The organism is Phaeodactylibacter xiamenensis (assembly GCF_000759025.1).
In the GTDB taxonomy this organism is placed as follows: domain Bacteria; phylum Bacteroidota; class Bacteroidia; order Chitinophagales; family Saprospiraceae; genus Phaeodactylibacter; species Phaeodactylibacter xiamenensis.
This window is the reverse complement of sequence record NZ_JPOS01000038.1, coordinates 110,398-126,623: the sequence shown is the minus strand read 5'-3', so window position 1 is coordinate 126,623 and position 16,226 is coordinate 110,398. Positions and strand designations below refer to the sequence as shown.

Here is a 16,226-nt window from a genome sequence, read left to right as displayed (position 1 = left end):
GCCATGTTCGCCAGGATGAAGACCGGCACCGCTCGCCCAACGCCGGGGGCTCTACTTTTCCCCCGGCGTTCTAACTCAAGCACGCCCGGCGAAAGGAGTGCGCCGGGCGAGACTACCGCACCAACAAAACCTCCCCACCAATCTCCACCTCCCGCCCGTCCAGCAACAGCAGGTGCAGGCGGCAAAGGTAAACGCCCGAAGGCGCAGACTCGCCCTTATGAACGCCGTCCCAGCCTCCTGAGCCGGGAGCGAAGTTTTGCGCCTCATAGACCAGACCGCCCCAGCGGTTGTAGGCCTGCATCAGGCGGACCTCCGCGACGCCCGTGCCGGCATAGACCGTCAGCAGGTCATTGCGGCCATCGCCGTTGGGCGAAAAGGCGTTGGGCAGGTAGGCAGGAGCGGACGCATCCACGTAAATGGTCGTGCGGGCCGTAGCCGTGCACCCCAGGCTGTCCGTCAGGGTAGCGGTGTAGGCCGTGGTGCCCGGCGGCTGTGCCAGGGGCACCGGGCAATCGGTGCAGGACAAGCCCGTGGGCGGGTCCCAGGCGATGTCAAAGCTAGTGGCATTTGTAGCAGCCGGCAGCCGCACTTCCTGCCCAAGGCGGATGCTCGTATCGGCGGGCAGGCTCACCTGCAGGGGCGTGGCTGCCGGCAGGGCCGCCTGACGGGCCCGGGCGCAGCCGCTGCCATCGATTACCGCAATCGTATAAGGCTGTGCAGACAGGTCGGAAAAGACCGGGCCGGGCTGTACCGGGCCATCATTGAGCTGATAGCTGTAAGGCGGCATACCGCCCCAGATGCTGTCGACCCGCAACTGACCGGCTCCGGGCTCCGGGCAGCCGGTATAGCCCAACGTAAAGGTGAAGTCTATACTGTTTTCCGAAAGGCTCAGGCTGTCCGAAGCGGTGCAGCCATTGGCATCGGTGAGGGTGACGGCGTAGGTGCCGGGGGCCGTGGTGCTCAGGGCAGGCCCTGCGGTGCCATCACTCCATAAGAAAGTGCCGCTGCCATTGCCCGTAAGCGTTGCGCTGCCGCCGTTGCAGAGGCTGCCCGACTGACTGATGGACAAAGCCGGCTCCGGGAGGAGCCCGAGCTGTAGCACCACCACACTGTCGCAAGGCTGCCCGTCCCTAATCGTATCCCGGTAGGTGCCGGGCACGGTGAGCAGCTGCCCGCCGAAGGCATAGGCCCCATCGGGGCAGATATCCGCCTGTAGGCTCCCCTCCCGCTGCTCGTAGCGCAGCTCCAGGCAGTGGGTGCTGTCGCAGCCGTACTGGGAGGTGTAGGTGAGGCAGAGGGCGGTGTCGGTGGTGAAGGTTTGGTTTTGCCACATATAAGGCGTGCCTGCACAGTCTTCCACCACATCGGTTTGCAGGAAAGTATCAGCTTGCAACAGCTCAAAGTCTGCTGTAGCTTCACATTCATTGGCATCGGTAAGGGTAACGGTGTAGGTGCCTGCATCAAGCCCCGTTGTGGTGGCACCGGACTGCCCGTTGCTCCAGGCGAAAGCGTAAGCGCCCGTACCCCCAACTCCGGAGGCGGTAAGGCTGCCACTACCCTCGCAGGCAAACAGTGCCGCTGCCGTTATGCCCACCGAAAGGCTATCGGGGGTTTGTACCCAAAGCGTATCCCGTCCACTGCACCCCTGCCCGTCACCGATTTGGATGAGGTAGCTCCCCGCTCCAAGCCCACTGCGCTCGGCAGCCTGTACACCATCGGGCCAGGTGAAGGTGTACCCACCCGTGCCGTTCTCGCCCTGTAGGGAGACCGAAGCGTCCTCCTGTCCATAACAGCGCGTAGAAGCCGTATCAGCGGCAAGGGCGAGGTTGTTCAGGGTATCGAGCGTAATGGTAGCGATGCTCGGCATAGTCCCGTAGTAGGAAGAATACATTTCCAACAGGATTTCCCGGCTGCCCAGGGTAGGTAAAGCAGCGGTATTTTCATACACCACAGCCTGGACCGCAGCTGCAAAATCGGTACCGAGGGAAGCATAGCTGTTGGATAAAAGCAAGCTCCCGGTGTTGTTGCCCGCTACCTCCACTCCGGGCGCCCCCGGGCAGGATAACTGCTCTGCCCCTCCATCGGGCGGGCTCAGCACCTGCAGGCGGATTGAATCCAGCACAAAGGGCGAAAAAACCTCCACATCCGCATCGGCCACCGGCACCGGGCCGGTGCAAGTCGTGCGCTGATAGCCCAGCCCGGAGGCACCGGAGCTGTCGTCGGGGTCCAGGTCGGTGTAAAGCATACTGCAAGGCGGCAAAGTGCATTCGGTAGAAGAAGCGACCCCCGTGACAAAGGCATCAAGTGTACAATGGAAGGACAAGCTATAGTCCTCAACATCCAGTTCATAGACCTGAGTATCACCGGTATCGTCCGTCGCAAAAACGTAAGTGGCGATGCTGTCGCAGGCATAAGGGAAAGAGCCCATTGCCTGTACATCGCCTATGGAATCCGGAAACATATGCACAACCTGACTTTGCTGAAGGTCAGCCATATTGAGCAGCACCAGTTCGTTTTCCAGAGTAACCATATAGAACCGCCCGCCCCGCTGCGTAAAGCCCCCGCCACAGCGCAGCGTATCGGGCAGGCTGCCCAGCTCCTGCAGGGCACCGTTGGTGTAGTCATAGGTGCTCACTGCGGCGCCGGCCAGGTACGCCCGCCCTTCGTAATTGCAGGTTGCCCCCTCAATACTTGTGTCGGGCAGTGTCCCTTTTAGAGTGATCCCGGCATTGAAGTTGCTGCTGATCGGGAAGGTGTAAATGCCTTCGCCTGCCAGGGAAAACTCTGCCTGTAATCCCGTATAATAGGTTATGAGGCTATCCGTGCCAATGAATGTATAACCATTAGGGGTCAGTAATGACCCCAATGTCCTCGTGTCAAGTTCCTCACAGGTCTGAATATCATAATGCACCCATCGAGCACTAAAAATAGTATTTATACTATCGAACACCCAAAAGTCCTGAGCATTTGCAGGCTTTGAGGACAAGGCGGACAAGGTGCCCAACAGGAAAAAAAAGTAAATGCGCTGACGCATCATATTTATTGTTTGATACACTTGAACAACTGAGGGGGCTGCCCTTCTATGGCCACTTCCAGCCAATAAATGCCGGAGGGGAGATGGCTGAGGCTGGTGATGGACAATGTACCTTGTTCGAACACCTCCTGATACGAGTGGCTGTACACCCTCATGCCTAAGCTGTTTAATAATGAGATATAGACTTTGCTGGTATTTTCCAAGCTCAAACCCTGATACTCCAATTGGAGAAAACTGCTGAATGGAGCTGGGTAGACTGCGAATTTACCATTTTTTGAAGAGGAGGCGTTTGCTCCAAAACAGATATTGCCGGCAGGCTTGCACCCTCTATCACAAAGCTGAGCGTGCTGTTGCACTCATCATCATCTGTCACCGTTACCGAATAGCTGCCTGCCAGCAGTCCATTCAATTCTCCTACGGTGGTGTTTGCCCCATTGCTCCACTGAAACTGATAGGGTGGCGCACCGCCACTAGCAACTACCTCAACAGCACCATTGCTCAGCCCGGGACAGGCGCCTGACACAGATGACAGTTCTAAAGAAAGCGGCGGCAACTGTTCTACCTCGGGTGTTTCCGCGAAATGCACACAACCATTTCCATCCGTGACCTCTACGCTGTAAGCCTGCCCTTCTTCCGCATCCTCAAAATCCTCCGAAGTCACAGAAGGGCTGCCATTGACATACCATTGGTAGGTGAATGGCGCTGTGCCCCCGGTAAGGGTAAGATTTATATGGCCGTCGTCTACTCCGCAATCAGAAGGGGGGTCGATATCGAATTGGAAGGTGGGTCCAGTACAGGCCTCTAATACCACACTATACGTAAAAGAACAAGCATAAGCATTATAAACCTCAAGCGTATACTCGCCTGCCAGCACAATATCGTCCGGCTCTTTTGCTGTGGAGGAATAGCCATTAGGGCTCGACCACTCATAGGTGAAGGGCCCGGCACTGCCCTCAGCCGTGACTGAAAAGGGCTGCTGTGGGGTGCCTTCGCAGAAGCAATCGCCTGGTTCGAGATCGAGCTCAATCCCTATCTGTGCCTGCAGCGCACTGAGCAGGGTTACAAAGAGGACGGTAGTAATCGTGTATTTCATCATACTCGTGTTTGGGCAAAGGATGTGGCTATGACGCACCAATAGGAATCGGTGGATCGCCCCCTTGCGATAAGTTGACATTTTTATGTTGTTGATGCCTCTTGTTTAAAAGACACTTGGTGTAATCTACTGCTTAACCTCTTAAAATCGATCCGTAGCTAGTTCGAATGCCTTTACTCCTTCACAATCTAAATCGTCGTATCTAGTCAAATCTAGCTGAAATGATCTTTGCTCATAAGACCGCTTATCTGTTTCTAGTTTTTGCAAAAATTCTTCAAACCCTATATATGACTTCTTACTTTGCTGAAGTAGACCATCTTTGTATTCAAACCTAAATAACAAGTAATACTCTCCAGTAATATCTTCAAAATCATTATAGTTTGTGCTGTAAAACTGTATATCGATTCTGCTATAACTATCTATTGATTCTATCGAGTTTGGTACATAGGGCGTATTCGGTTTAAATTGATGCCGGTTTTTAAGTAAGCAAACAACTAAATCATTCAACTCACTTACCTTAGCAGTATCCGAAAACTCAAAATCTCTCTTAAGAAAATACTTGAGACTTACCTTCTTTGAAGCTCCAGTAGTTACAATCCATCTGTACTTAAGAGATTTATAGTCATGTGGGTCCCAGCGCCCCACACCGATTTTTGAACAGCTTTGCATTAATATAATGTGTACAAAAAGTAGTGTAATCAATCTGTACATATTATGTATTTTTTAAGCACTTCTGCTGAATGATTAGTAACAGGTAGGAAACATGGCTCGGTTTCACTACATCCATAGGTGTTGTCTTCATTACGAAAATGCTGAAGGACAAACTGCTCTGCAATTCCAGGTATACTCCACTTCTCAGTTAGCCCGAGCCCAAAGTTGTCATAAACTGTAAAAACGACTTCTATCTCATAGCAATTCCCAAGCTTGGAAAACTTTCTAATCTCAATCTGTCTTCCCTGTGTGCCACCCATCATAGCAAATGCCCATAAGTTAAGTGGGTTACTTAAATTGGGAGCAGTGACAACGCTTTGTATTTCTAGTTCTTGCCCTAAGAAAAAATCTTCGAGATTATCATTTTCATTAAGCCAATTTTTAAGCACCAACTCGAAGCCATCAAGAATATCAACAACCTCAGGCAGAATAGCAAACCCCGTCTTTGAAATTTCTGATCCACACTTCCATGAAAGCTCATCACCTCCACCGTTTGTAAAATGGGTAAATAATATATCCCTTTCTTTCTTAAACTTAAGAATAGGACTAACTCCCAATATGCTAGCAGTATATGCAGTATAAAACTTCCTAACTAAGGTTTCTGTCGGATATAAATCGGGGTATGTAGCATAAAGATAAACTTTGAGTGTAGGTTTCCAATCAAAATTAGAAGTCGGATTCTCGGGGCTAAACCCAAGGTCTATCTTTGCCACTTCACCATTTGATCTCAATATATCTCCATCACAGCATTCATACTGGGTTGGATCGGCTAAACCAGATATTGGTTCATTCATTTCCACAATATCACCTGTATACCAGATTCCATTCTCACAGTTAAATCCATAGAACTCCTCATCATCGAAAGTAGAAACTGCATAAGGGAGAAACTCCTCATTGCAAGCAGGAGGTAGGTTGTAAACAGGACACTCATCCCCTGTGTAAGCTTCAGTTGCTGCCTCATCTACATCAGGTAGATTCCCTGAATAATGGGGAAAAAACTTCAAGAAAAATTTACTTTGTCCATCTTGAAGTGGTGCCTCCCAAATATGCATATGCACTCCATAATCTTGATCTTGAAGGTCGAACCCACTTAATATTTGACTACCTATGTTATTATCCAAGTCCGAACACAAGTTAGTGTTTTTTGTAATATAAGCCTTAGCATTGTTCACATCTAGCATAGCTCTATCTATGTCTAGAAAAAGGAACTGTTTCGGGTACATATCCTCACCTTCCCAATGGATAGTTAGATTTGCATAATCGATTACCAGATCATTAAAAAACTGCCTACCAGTAGCGGACGAATCATTTTGCTTCAGACTGATTTCATCAAGAACTTCAATATCGAACTGTACATAACCTTCCTCATTTAGAAAAAACTCTTCAATCTCATTGGGGTTCTCTCCATCTATGGCATCTACTTCAGATACTGATGTGCAGCCAGTTGTGCTATTTGTTACAGTAAGACCATAACTGTCAGGTTGAGTTATAAAAATTGACTCTGTCGTTTCTCCCGTAGACCAATTGTAACTCAAATCAGGAGCACTATCTGAACTACTCAATTCACCAATACCTGAGCAAATGACTGGATTAATAGGAACAATAGAAGCATCAAACATTATGACACTGACTACTACTTCCTCCTCCACAATCAACTCCCCCTCCGAAGTAGTCACATAAACGGTGTAGGTAGTCGTCTTAGAAGGCGTCGCATAAGGCATAGCAGATGCAGGGTCATCCAGCCCATCTATAGGCAGCCAAGCATAACAATAATCCACGCCATCCAATGGGTGAGGCGCTGGCAGGCAGCCCGTACCCAATTGTACAGTCTCCCCGGCGCAAATGATGTGGTCCGGCCCGGCGACACTAGTACAGGGCGGCTCCACCCCCACCCCAAAGCTCATCACTTCCTCACCATTTCCATCCGTGAGCTGGAACGTGTATATACCGGCGACAGCCTCTGCGCTTGGCGACAGCTCGAAGCACACATTGTCAGTACTGCCTGCCGGGAAGGTCAGCGGCATAGTGGTGAAATCACTAAAGTGCGGGGAGCCGTCCCCATCAATACTAAGCGCTAACGCCATATCCTCAACAGGCGCGCTGTCAGGCGACAGGCATAGCGTGAACGAGGTGCCGGGCTCGGCCTCTATGCCGCCTGTTATTGGGTTACCATCATTATCTGTCAGAGACAAACTGGGCATTGGGGCTTCTTCCAGGGCTTCGACCATGAAATTATCCAGCCGGGCAAATACATCGGGGAGATTCGCACCTCCATGCTCCGCAGCCACCCAGTAGTTGCCATTAGCCGCTACAGCAAACGTATTGCTTTCCATGGTTGCACCAGGATCATTATAGTCAATATCAGCAAGCGGAATACTCTGTGATAGGACTGTAACCTGTTGGGGATTAGACGCCGGCGCATACGCAAAATTGACCGCCTGCCCGGCTCTGTTCACCTTCCCATTAATGGATACCCGATAGGTTACACCTGCCAGCAGGGATACGCACATTCGCATACGGTCCTGAGCACTAAAGCTGTTTGTGAACGCGCAAAGGTCATTAAAACTTCCGGAAGCACCATTGTTTCCCTTTCCAAAGCCTTGTTGAGCAAACCCCTGAACCCCGGTAAGGCTATCTGTAAAGGAGGGGTTTGAAAAATCAACAATCCGCACCGTATCCCAGCTCTGAGCGAATGTGAGGAAGGGCACTATAAACAGGGCAGCCAACAGGACCAGTTGCCCCAGCCGCTTACTGAAAAACGTACCGGAAAATACCGTAAAGGATGTACAGGAATGAGTAGCACGATGTTTTTGCATTTGAGGCTGTGTTGCGATTTCACCCTTTGGGCTGTATTTGCCAAATTTCATCCTGCACTACGTTCCTCTTCAGTCACGTAGCTTTGGCTATGCTCCTTCATCGAGCCTTGTTCAGAATGAAATTTGACTGCATTCGCTCCAAAAGCGAATTCCCAACACAGCCTTAATCTAAGTTTTAATGCCCGAATCAGCATGAAATTGACACCCGGGCAAAGGGGTTTACCCTTCCGGCGGTACACGATGCCGGAAGCTGTGAAAACGAATATTATGTCAGGTATGCACCAACTTGTGCATACAGGGACGCATTAACAGTTCAGTCCTTACCGAGGACCGTTGATGGACCTTACACTTAATCTTTGTGCCGGGATTACCGCACAAATAATGCTAATCTAATTCACCATTTGACAACCCAAACATTGATACATATCTATACATGTAAGAACCCAATTGTTAAGGTTCCAGGCATAGAACTCCTAATCTTAGACTTGAACGGCTAAGCCCTGGCAGAAAGGTTCGAAGTAGGGCATCAACGGATTAAACAAATATCGTACCCAGAGCCACACTATCGATGCTTTATTCCAAACCAATCTAGCCACCAAGACAGCTTCTAAATGCATCAGCCAAAAGGATAAGCTTTATACCTGCGAACAGGTAATCCTATCTCTTATTGAACGAGCAGACATTCATCAGACATAGTAAACCATGCTGACGACAGAAGCCATACTCTTTACCGATTTTGTTCCCCAGATAAAAATGTGCAATAGATGATTAAGCGCTTGCGCGAATATACCTTGTGCATACAGGAGACAGAAGTCTTAGTTGCTTCTGTAACTCTATGTAGTTTACTAACAATGGTAAATTTACCCCCCCCCCGCGAGATTCCAAAATTTTTGGGTTGTTTTTTCAAAAAAACATTGTGCCTCTTACACTTTCAGGCATTAATTGGTTTCTGGTCAGCGAAAAGGGAACGTTTCAAGCCCGCTCTGCTTATGACTTGAAAGCCAAATAGAGACTGAACAAAAAAAGACCAGACCAAAGGTGCACCATTCTTCAATGCCGTTATCATTATGGTGGTTAGCGTTCATTTGGATTTCAGCCGGATGACACGAGCAGCCCCCCACCCCACCGATTTATCCGCCCATAATCCCAATTTTCCATACTATTTTTATCTTTGTGGCGTTGAAAATCAGCCTAAAGCCTCAACGCAAGCTAGTAATTATTACCGAATCAAAATACTCGTACCGAGCATGAAGAATATTGGAATTACCCTAATGGCAACCCTCCTGTCCCTGGCCGTCTGGCAGTGTGCCCCTGAGGTCAAAGGTACCGTTATCGACGGGCAGATTGAGAATGCAGCGAATATGCAGGTCTACCTCGATCAGGTGAAGATCGGCAAAGCAAGTAATGTTTTAGCGAAAGCGGATATGGATGCCAACGGGCAGTTCAAAATGGAATTCCCGGAAGGCATTGAGGCGGGGGTTTACCAAATGCGCATTGGTGCCAAGAATTTCAACCTCGTCTTTGACGGGAGCGAAAAGCAGGTCACGCTCAAGGGCGACCTCAACGATATCCAAACCTTTAACTTCGATATTGAGGGGGCTCCGGATTCCAAAATCCTGGCGCATACCATGAACAGCCTCTTCAAGCGGGAGTATCAGGCTTCGGATATTGAGAATTTCGTCGATTCCGTTTCCAACCCGGTGCTGGGCGCTTTTGTCGCTTACCGCTCGCTGGGCTCCAACGGGCAGTTTCTGGATACCCAAAAGAATGCCCTCCGCCGCCTCAATGAAGCCATCCCCAACTCGGAGATGGGTGCCAACTACAGTGCTTTCCTCACCGCCGTGGAGCGTCAGTACATGCAGCAGCAGGCACAGGAACTGATTCAGGTGGGCCAAATGGCGCCGGACATCAAAATGAAGAGCCCGGACGGGAAAGAATATGCGTTGTCCGACCTTCGCGGGCAGATCGTCCTGCTCGACTTTTGGGCAAGCTGGTGTGGCCCGTGCCGCCGGGAAAACCCAAATGTGGTGGCCGTTTACGACAAGTACAAGGATCAGGGCTTTACGGTCTTTAGCGTTTCTCTAGACGGGCTGGATTCCCGTACCCGCAGCCGCCTGAATTCTGAAATGGAGGCCGAAACCTACCTCCAAAACCAGAAGCAACGCTGGGTGCAAGCCATCGAACAGGACAACCTGAAATGGGAGTACCATGTGAGCGACCTGAAAAAGTGGGAGTCTGATGCTGCCGCCCTCTACGATGTGCGCAGCATCCCGCGTGCCTTCATGATTGACAAGGAGGGCCGGATTGTTTCTACCAGCGTCCGTGGTGCGGAACAAATCGAAGCGGAATTGAAAAAACTCCTGTAAGCAGGCTGTAATTTAGTCTGGATAAAAGCCATTCGGGTATTGCCTGGATGGCTTTTTTTGGAGGTGCCCTGGGGGAGGTTGAGGTTCAGGTTGAGGCTGAGCGGGCTAAGGGTGGACCTCCACGGGCACGACCGCTTTGCGATCGACTCCGGGCGGCTGCCGGATAGCTCGCTATCCCTGTTTTGAAGCCCCTGCCAGGACCTTATCCTCATCCTGAACCTTAGCCTTAGCCTTCCATCACCTCAATTCAGCAGTACCCCAATAATAATCCCGGCCGCCACCGCCGCATTCAGCGACTCCGCGCCGCCACCTTTTCCTCTGGGGATAGACACCCGGTGCGTCACCTGTTCCATTACTGCCGGGGTGATGCCTGCGCCTTCGTTGCCGATGACCAGTACACCGGTTTGGGGCAGATCGGCCTGGAAAACATTCTCCCCTTCCATATCTGCGCCGAAGATGGTCAGGCCGGGCGCGGTGTTCCGGACGGCTTCAAAATCAGCAACGATGGTGGAGACCCGTAAAAACGCGCCCATGGACGCCTGTATGACTTTAGGGTTGAAGACCTCCACACAATTCGGCGAACAAATCACCGTTGAAATACCGAACCAGTCCGCCAGTCGCAAGAGGGTGCCCATATTGCCGGGGTCCTGCAGGTCGTCGAGGTAAAGCGACAACCCTCCTGTGAGGTCTGCCGCACGGAGGGCATAGCGGGGCTGCCGCACGAGGGCCAATACCTGATTGGGCGTTTTGAGCAGGGACAGGCGGCTGAGTTCATTTTCAGAGACGGTGAGCGCCTGTAGGTCAGGTGGCCACTGCTGCGGGGGCAAATGTTCCATCCAATTGGGCAGCGCAAAGAGGGTTTCTACCCATTCAGAGCGGTGTTCGAGCAGTTCGCGGACCATCTTATCGCCCTCTACAACGAATTTATCATACTTTTGCCTGAACTTCTTCTGGCGGAGTGATTGTATATATTTGATCGTATTTTTAGAAACCGGCATAACGTTTTTTGGCTGTTGATCAAAATGCCCATGCGTAGCAGTGAAAGCACAATATACTTAATCGGTGCCGTTCTGGCACTGCTGTTTTTTTCATCCTGCAATTCCTCCAGGTACCTGGCGGCGGATGAATACCTGCTGCGCGGCAACAGCATCAAGCTACATGCGGATGACAAGCTGGAACGGGAACGCAATATGAAGTACGAGCTGTCCACCTTGTACAAGCAGACCAAAAACAACCGGTTCTTTTTCATGCCGCGGGAGTGGTTTTACTTCGTCACCAACGGGCCCGGCGATACGACCAAATTTGACCGGCTGCTGCGGCGGGTGATCGGCGAGCCCCCGGCGATTTACGATCCATCCCTGCGTGAAGCCACCGAACAATCTATGCGGTACTACCTGCAGTACAAGGGCTACTTCGATGCCGAGGTCTATTCTGACCCACTGGTCAGGCGCAAAAAAATGTACATTACCTACCACGTCACCCCCAATGAGCAGTACCGGGTAGATACTATTGTGTTTGCCTGTAAGGACCCCACGGTGGACAGCATCCTGCGCTCCATAGCCCCCCGCAGCTACCTGAAGCCGGGGTCTGCAATTGACGGGCAACTGTACGATCAGGAACGGAAGCGCATTACCAGCTACCTGCGCAACCACGGTTATGCCTACTTTTTCAGCAATTACTTTGCGCCTCTGGATGCAGACACGACAGTGGAAGGGCAACGGGCAGCGCTCCGGCTGGAAGTCCTGCCCCCGGCTGAGGATACCGTGCATCAGCAGTACCATATTGACGACATCACGGTTTTTCTGGACTACATCCCCGGACAGGGCGACTCCACCCTGGCGGACACCCTGATCAACGACATCCACCTGCGCACTTCCCACCCTTACTTTCGGGTAGACCCGGGCACCGTTGTGGAATCCATCTACCTAAAGCAAGGCGAACTCTATAGTCAGGACGATTACGACCTGACCAACAAACAGCTCAACAGCCTGGGGGTCTTCCGTTTCGTCCGGATCAAGCAAAACATCGATTCGCTCTACCCGGACCGGCTGGACATCCGCATTGAGCTTACGCAAAACAAGCGTCTGGAAGTGGGTGCCGACCTGGAGTTCAACTACGCCAGCCGAAGCGCTACGGGCATTGGCAACCTCATTGGCACTACGGTCAGCCCATCGCTGCGCCACCGCAATGTCTTTGGCGGGGCGGAGCTCCTGATCACGGACTTCAACGCCGGTGTGGAATTCAACCCGGCTCCCCAAGCCATCTCTGCCGGGCAGTTTTGGAATACGGTGGACCTCGGCTTACAGACCAACCTCTACCTGCCCCGGTTTATTGATTACCTGAGCATCTGGCGGCGGCTGGACAGGGCCCGGCTGGGCAAAAAGGAATCGTCGGTCTTTTTCAGGGAAGGCTTTTACCAATCGCTTCAGGAGAATGCGTCCACCCGCGTATCCGCCAACTACAACTACCTGCTTATCCTGGATTTTTACCAGTACAACCTTTTCACAAGCACCTACGGCTTTGACCACCAACCCGCCAACAACAAGCGGTTTATCCTGAACCACGTGGGCATTGATTACCTGCTGCCTACGACTGAAGCGAACTTTGACTCCCTGCTCGCCTTCAACCCCTTCCTGGAACGCTCCTTTGGCGAGCAGCTGTTCGTTAGCCTGCTCTTCCGGGACATGAACTACGTGTACAACTCCCGGCCCAACCGCCGGGGCAATTCCTACTACCTGGGCTTCAATCTGGAACTTGCGGGTGCGGAAATCTGGGCAGGCAATGCGATTTACAATAGCTTTTCCCTGGAACCGGATACCCTGCGCCTTAATTTGGGCGGTGGGCAGGGCGTGGATTTTTCGCAATACGCCCGTACACAAATTGACCTGAGGCGGTACTGGCAAAGCCGGCCCAACCACAGTTTTGCGGCCCGCTTCTCTATTGGTGTAGCCCGGCCGTTTGGGTACACCACCGATGTCCCCTATGTGAAGCAGTTCTTTGCCGGAGGGCCCAACAGCATACGGGCATGGGCACCCCGCGGGCTCGGCCCGGGTGCTTATGAAGATACGCTGGCGGTGCGGAGTGCGAATAACACCCGGCTCTACCAGACCGGCGACTTCAAACTGGAAGCCAATCTGGAATACCGGTTCAAAATATTCTGGCTGATGAATGGGGCATTTTTCCTGGATGCCGGGAATGTGTGGACGCTCCGGCGGGACCCCAACCGTTGCGGTTCTCAGTTTTTACTAAGGGGCAAAACCTATACCTGTGTGGACCAGGAATCCGGGGAGCGGATTTCGTATACCAATGAGCCTTTCTACCGGCAGATTGCTATAGGCGGCGGCTTTGGGCTGCGGCTCGACTTTTCCTACTTCATTCTGCGGCTGGACATGGGCGTGAAACTCCGGCATGCTGCCCCATTCCCCAATGAGCCCGACAGCCCCGCCAACTGGCAGAACTACTGGTTCCGGGACTTTCGGGCGGACGGGAACCGCGTGGACCTGCGCCTTGGGGATATCGTGGCTTTCAACCTGGGCTTTGGCTACCCCTTCTGAACCTGCTGCTGTATGGGCTTGAAGATTTTGCTGTCCGCCACAAAGGTCCCGAATGGCACAATGGAGGCAAGCAGCGACCAAAAAGTCTGCCCCAGGCTCATCCTGTATTCTGACCGGGCCAGTATCACTATCGTAATGTAGCCAATAAAAAGGAAGCCATGTGCCATTCCAACCACGAGATTGGGCTCAGGGATACCCGCCATATACTTAAGCGGCATAGTAAAAAACAGGATCAGCAGGAAGGAAACGCCTTCCCATAAAGCCAATATGCGAAGGGCTTGTATGGTTGTTCCGAAATATTTTTTGAGCATAGTCTCTCTTTTTTCCACAATAACAGCCAAGCCCGGAGTTGGTTACTACCCTATGCCCTAAATGACCGGGTTATTGCAATCGCTAACTTTTACTTAAACAGGGTTTTGCGGCCGTACTGACTGCAAATCGGGCATTCCCTTGGGTCGTGCCCCCTTGCCGGGCAGTACTCTCTTCCGAAAAAGATGATTTGCAGGTGCAGCTTGTTCCATAGCTCCTTCGGAAAAAGTCGTTTGAGATCATACTCCGTACGCTGTACATTCTTACCGGTGCTCAGCCCCCAGCGGTAAGCCAGGCGGTGGATGTGAGTGTCAACCGGGAAGGCAGGCTCTCCGAAAGCCTGGGACATGACCACGGAGGCCGTTTTGTGACCTACCCCGGGCAATGCTTCCAGCGCCTCCATCTCTTCGGGCACTGCTCCTCCATATTTTTCTACCAGGATATTTGACAGTTCGCTGATGGCCGCTGATTTGCGGGGAGAAAGGCCACAGGGGCGGATAATCTCCCGGATTTCATCGACAGGCATCTGTGCCATATCTTTGGGGTTGTCCGCCCGTTCAAACAACAAGGGCGTAATGCGGTTAACCCGTTCATCGGTACATTGAGCCGACAGTAATACGGCTACCAGGAGGGTGTAGGGGTCTTTGTGATCGAGGGGGACTGGAACTTCAGGGTAGTAAGATTCCAGAATCTCTGTAATAGCTTTGACTTTCTGTTGCTTAGTAACTCTTCTCATGCCTGTTCAAAGTGATGGTGTTTTAGTAGCGGCAAATACGCTTCGATTCTATTTTCGCCTTTGCCCGCTACCTGAAATCTTTCGGCATTTGAGGATCTTGGGGTTGGTGTTATCCATTAATGGTCGTATTCAAAAGTACCGTAGAGGCTTTCCACCCTTACCGTTGGCTGATCGGCCTTTTCAACACGCCCAATGATTTGAGCATCAATATTAAACTGTTTGGCGATATCGATGACCGCCTGAGCTTCGCTTTCCGGAAGATAGACTTCCAGGCGCTGCCCCATGTTGAAGACCTGATACATTTCCTTCCAGTCGGTGCCAGACTCTTCCCGGATCATCTGAAAGAGGGGCGGTAGGGGCAGCAGGTTGTCTTTGATCACCCGCACGTTGTCAATAAACTTGACCACCTTAGACAACCCTCCGCCGGTATTGTGGATCATGCCGTTTATGGAAGGCTTCAGATGCTTCAACAGCTGCGCGATCACAGGGAGGTAGGTCCGGGTGGGCGACAATACCAGCTTGCCGGCTGTCATCTTTTGCCCGTTCCCGATACTGACTTCATCCGTCACGCTCTTGGAGCCCACGTAGACGACGGTTTCAGGCAGTGTGGGGTCGTAGCTTTCCGGGTACTTGGAAGCATAACGGTGACTGAAAACATCGTGGCGGGCACTTGTGAGCCCGTTGCTGCCCATACCGCCGTTGTAGGATTTTTCGTAGGTAGCCTGGCCGTAGGAGGCGAGGCCAACAACCACATCGCCGGGCTGAATGTCATTCACAATCAGGTCACTGCGCTTCATCCGGGCGAAAGCCGTATAGCCCACATCAATAGTACGGACGATATCTCCGACATCGGCCGTTTCTCCGCCTGCGAGGTGGATGTCTACGCCGTGGCTGCGCATTTCTTCCACAAAAGCAGAGGTGAAATTGATAATGGTGCTGATGACATCGCCCGAAATCCGGTTTTTATTCCGGCCAATCGTTGAGGAGAGCAGGATATTGCTGGTGCAGCCGACACAGCCCATGTCGTCAAGGTTCATTACCATCGCATCCTGTGCAATACCTTCCCAAACGGAGAGGTCGCCGGTTTCTTTCCAGTAGAGGTAAGCGAGGCTGCCTTTGGTGCCAGCGGTATCGGCATGCATCAAGGTGCAATGCTCCGGGCTACCGGCTGCCACATCAGGCAGGATTTTGCAGAAAGCGTTCGGGTATAAGCCTTTGTCCAGATTTTTTATGGCGGCGTGCACTTCGTCTTTGGTTGCTGAGACGCCCCGTAGCCCGTATTTCGATTGGTCTGCCATCCGGTTTGGTAATTTCCCGCAAAGGTAGGGAATTCCGTAGAAATGATTAGAAAAGCGTTCAAAAAGGATATAAATAGTTGGAGAAAAAGAAGTGGCGCAAAAGTTTTTATACGGGGAGCTGAACAAAAAGTTCCATTTTTTGTAATTTTAACAATTAATATTAGGCGCAGCTTGCCGCCGCTTCTATATTTGCAGGTGCAAAAAACATTCAGCACCTTTTGATCCCATGGTTCTCGTCCCAAAAATTAGTAGCTATTTACCGTATTCACCCCCAATACTGGCTTGGTATGCCGTAATTACAGCACACCA

The 16,226-nt window shown here is 51.6% G+C and carries 11 protein-coding genes; 2 read left to right on the top strand and 9 right to left on the bottom strand.

Annotated features, from left to right (window positions below; all coding sequences use genetic code 11):
• Positions 1-112: 112 nt before the first annotated feature.
• The 5 genes from IX84_RS15375 to IX84_RS15350 form a co-directional block, all read right to left on the bottom strand.
• Positions 113-3,037 (bottom strand): T9SS type B sorting domain-containing protein, encoded by a 2,925-nt coding sequence (locus IX84_RS15375; RefSeq protein ID WP_052516041.1) that lies wholly within the window; start codon positions 3,035-3,037, stop codon positions 113-115.
• 2 nt (positions 3,038-3,039) lie between these two features.
• Positions 3,040-3,237 carry a T9SS type A sorting domain-containing protein gene (locus tag IX84_RS33385; protein ID WP_238578294.1) on the bottom strand — a complete coding sequence of 66 codons (198 nt, stop codon included), beginning with the start codon at positions 3,235-3,237 and terminating at the stop codon, positions 3,040-3,042.
• A 2-nt stretch (positions 3,238-3,239) separates the two neighbouring features.
• The gene (locus IX84_RS15360; protein ID WP_160213798.1) at positions 3,240-4,130 is read right to left on the bottom strand and encodes a SprB repeat-containing protein; all 891 of its coding nucleotides are present in this window, start codon (positions 4,128-4,130) and stop codon (positions 3,240-3,242) included.
• A 138-nt stretch (positions 4,131-4,268) separates the two neighbouring features.
• Entirely contained in the window at positions 4,269-4,838 is a 570-nt protein-coding gene (locus tag IX84_RS15355; RefSeq protein WP_044222620.1) for a hypothetical protein, read from the bottom strand.
• The gene (locus IX84_RS15350; protein ID WP_044222618.1) at positions 4,826-7,705 is read right to left on the bottom strand and encodes a hypothetical protein; all 2,880 of its coding nucleotides are present in this window, start codon (positions 7,703-7,705) and stop codon (positions 4,826-4,828) included. Before IX84_RS15350 ends, IX84_RS15355 begins: the two co-directional genes overlap by 13 nt.
• A 1,196-nt stretch (positions 7,706-8,901) precedes the next feature.
• On the opposite strand from IX84_RS15350, the gene IX84_RS15345 reads away from it, so the two are divergent.
• A complete protein-coding gene (locus IX84_RS15345) occupies positions 8,902-10,020 on the top strand; it encodes a peroxiredoxin family protein (RefSeq protein WP_044222616.1) in 1,119 nt (372 codons plus the stop codon).
• A gap of 242 nt (positions 10,021-10,262) precedes the next feature.
• On the opposite strand, the gene IX84_RS15340 is transcribed toward IX84_RS15345, so the two are convergent.
• Positions 10,263-11,018 (bottom strand): TrmH family RNA methyltransferase, encoded by a 756-nt coding sequence (locus IX84_RS15340; protein WP_044222614.1) that lies wholly within the window; start codon positions 11,016-11,018, stop codon positions 10,263-10,265.
• A 30-nt stretch (positions 11,019-11,048) separates the two neighbouring features.
• On the opposite strand from IX84_RS15340, the gene tamL reads away from it, so the two are divergent.
• Complete coding sequence (tamL, locus tag IX84_RS15335) at positions 11,049-13,574, top strand: translocation and assembly module lipoprotein TamL (RefSeq protein WP_044222611.1); 2,526 nt, start codon at positions 11,049-11,051, stop codon at positions 13,572-13,574.
• Here tamL and IX84_RS15330 read toward each other — a convergent pair.
• From IX84_RS15330 to IX84_RS15320, 3 genes are all read right to left on the bottom strand, one after another.
• Positions 13,562-13,885 (bottom strand): DUF3817 domain-containing protein, encoded by a 324-nt coding sequence (locus IX84_RS15330; protein WP_044222609.1) that lies wholly within the window; start codon positions 13,883-13,885, stop codon positions 13,562-13,564. The two genes, tamL and IX84_RS15330, sit on opposite strands and share 13 nt — an antisense overlap.
• A gap of 89 nt (positions 13,886-13,974) precedes the next feature.
• Complete coding sequence (gene nth, locus IX84_RS15325) at positions 13,975-14,619, bottom strand: endonuclease III (RefSeq protein ID WP_044222607.1); 645 nt, start codon at positions 14,617-14,619, stop codon at positions 13,975-13,977.
• Positions 14,620-14,735: 116 nt separating this feature from the next.
• The gene (locus IX84_RS15320; RefSeq protein ID WP_044223163.1) at positions 14,736-15,917 is read right to left on the bottom strand and encodes an AIR synthase-related protein; all 1,182 of its coding nucleotides are present in this window, start codon (positions 15,915-15,917) and stop codon (positions 14,736-14,738) included.
• Positions 15,918-16,226 lie beyond the last annotated feature (309 nt).

Bases quoted from the DNA above. Each gene is read 5' to 3' on its own strand.
- IX84_RS15375 (WP_052516041.1), bottom strand. From the start codon at position 3,037: ATGATGCGTCAGCGCATTTACTTTTTTTTCCTGTTGGGCACCTTGTCC.
- IX84_RS15360 (WP_160213798.1), bottom strand. From the start codon at position 4,130: ATGATGAAATACACGATTACTACCGTCCTCTTTGTAACCCTGCTCAGT.
- IX84_RS15355 (WP_044222620.1), bottom strand. From the start codon at position 4,838: ATGTACAGATTGATTACACTACTTTTTGTACACATTATATTAATGCAA.
- IX84_RS15350 (WP_044222618.1), bottom strand. From the start codon at position 7,705: ATGAAATTTGGCAAATACAGCCCAAAGGGTGAAATCGCAACACAGCCT.
- IX84_RS15345 (WP_044222616.1), top strand. From the start codon at position 8,902: ATGAAGAATATTGGAATTACCCTAATGGCAACCCTCCTGTCCCTGGCC.
- IX84_RS15340 (WP_044222614.1), bottom strand. From the start codon at position 11,018: ATGCCGGTTTCTAAAAATACGATCAAATATATACAATCACTCCGCCAG.
- tamL (WP_044222611.1), top strand. From the start codon at position 11,049: ATGCGTAGCAGTGAAAGCACAATATACTTAATCGGTGCCGTTCTGGCA.
- IX84_RS15330 (WP_044222609.1), bottom strand. From the start codon at position 13,885: ATGCTCAAAAAATATTTCGGAACAACCATACAAGCCCTTCGCATATTG.
- nth (WP_044222607.1), bottom strand. From the start codon at position 14,619: ATGAGAAGAGTTACTAAGCAACAGAAAGTCAAAGCTATTACAGAGATT.
- IX84_RS15320 (WP_044223163.1), bottom strand. From the start codon at position 15,917: ATGGCAGACCAATCGAAATACGGGCTACGGGGCGTCTCAGCAACCAAA.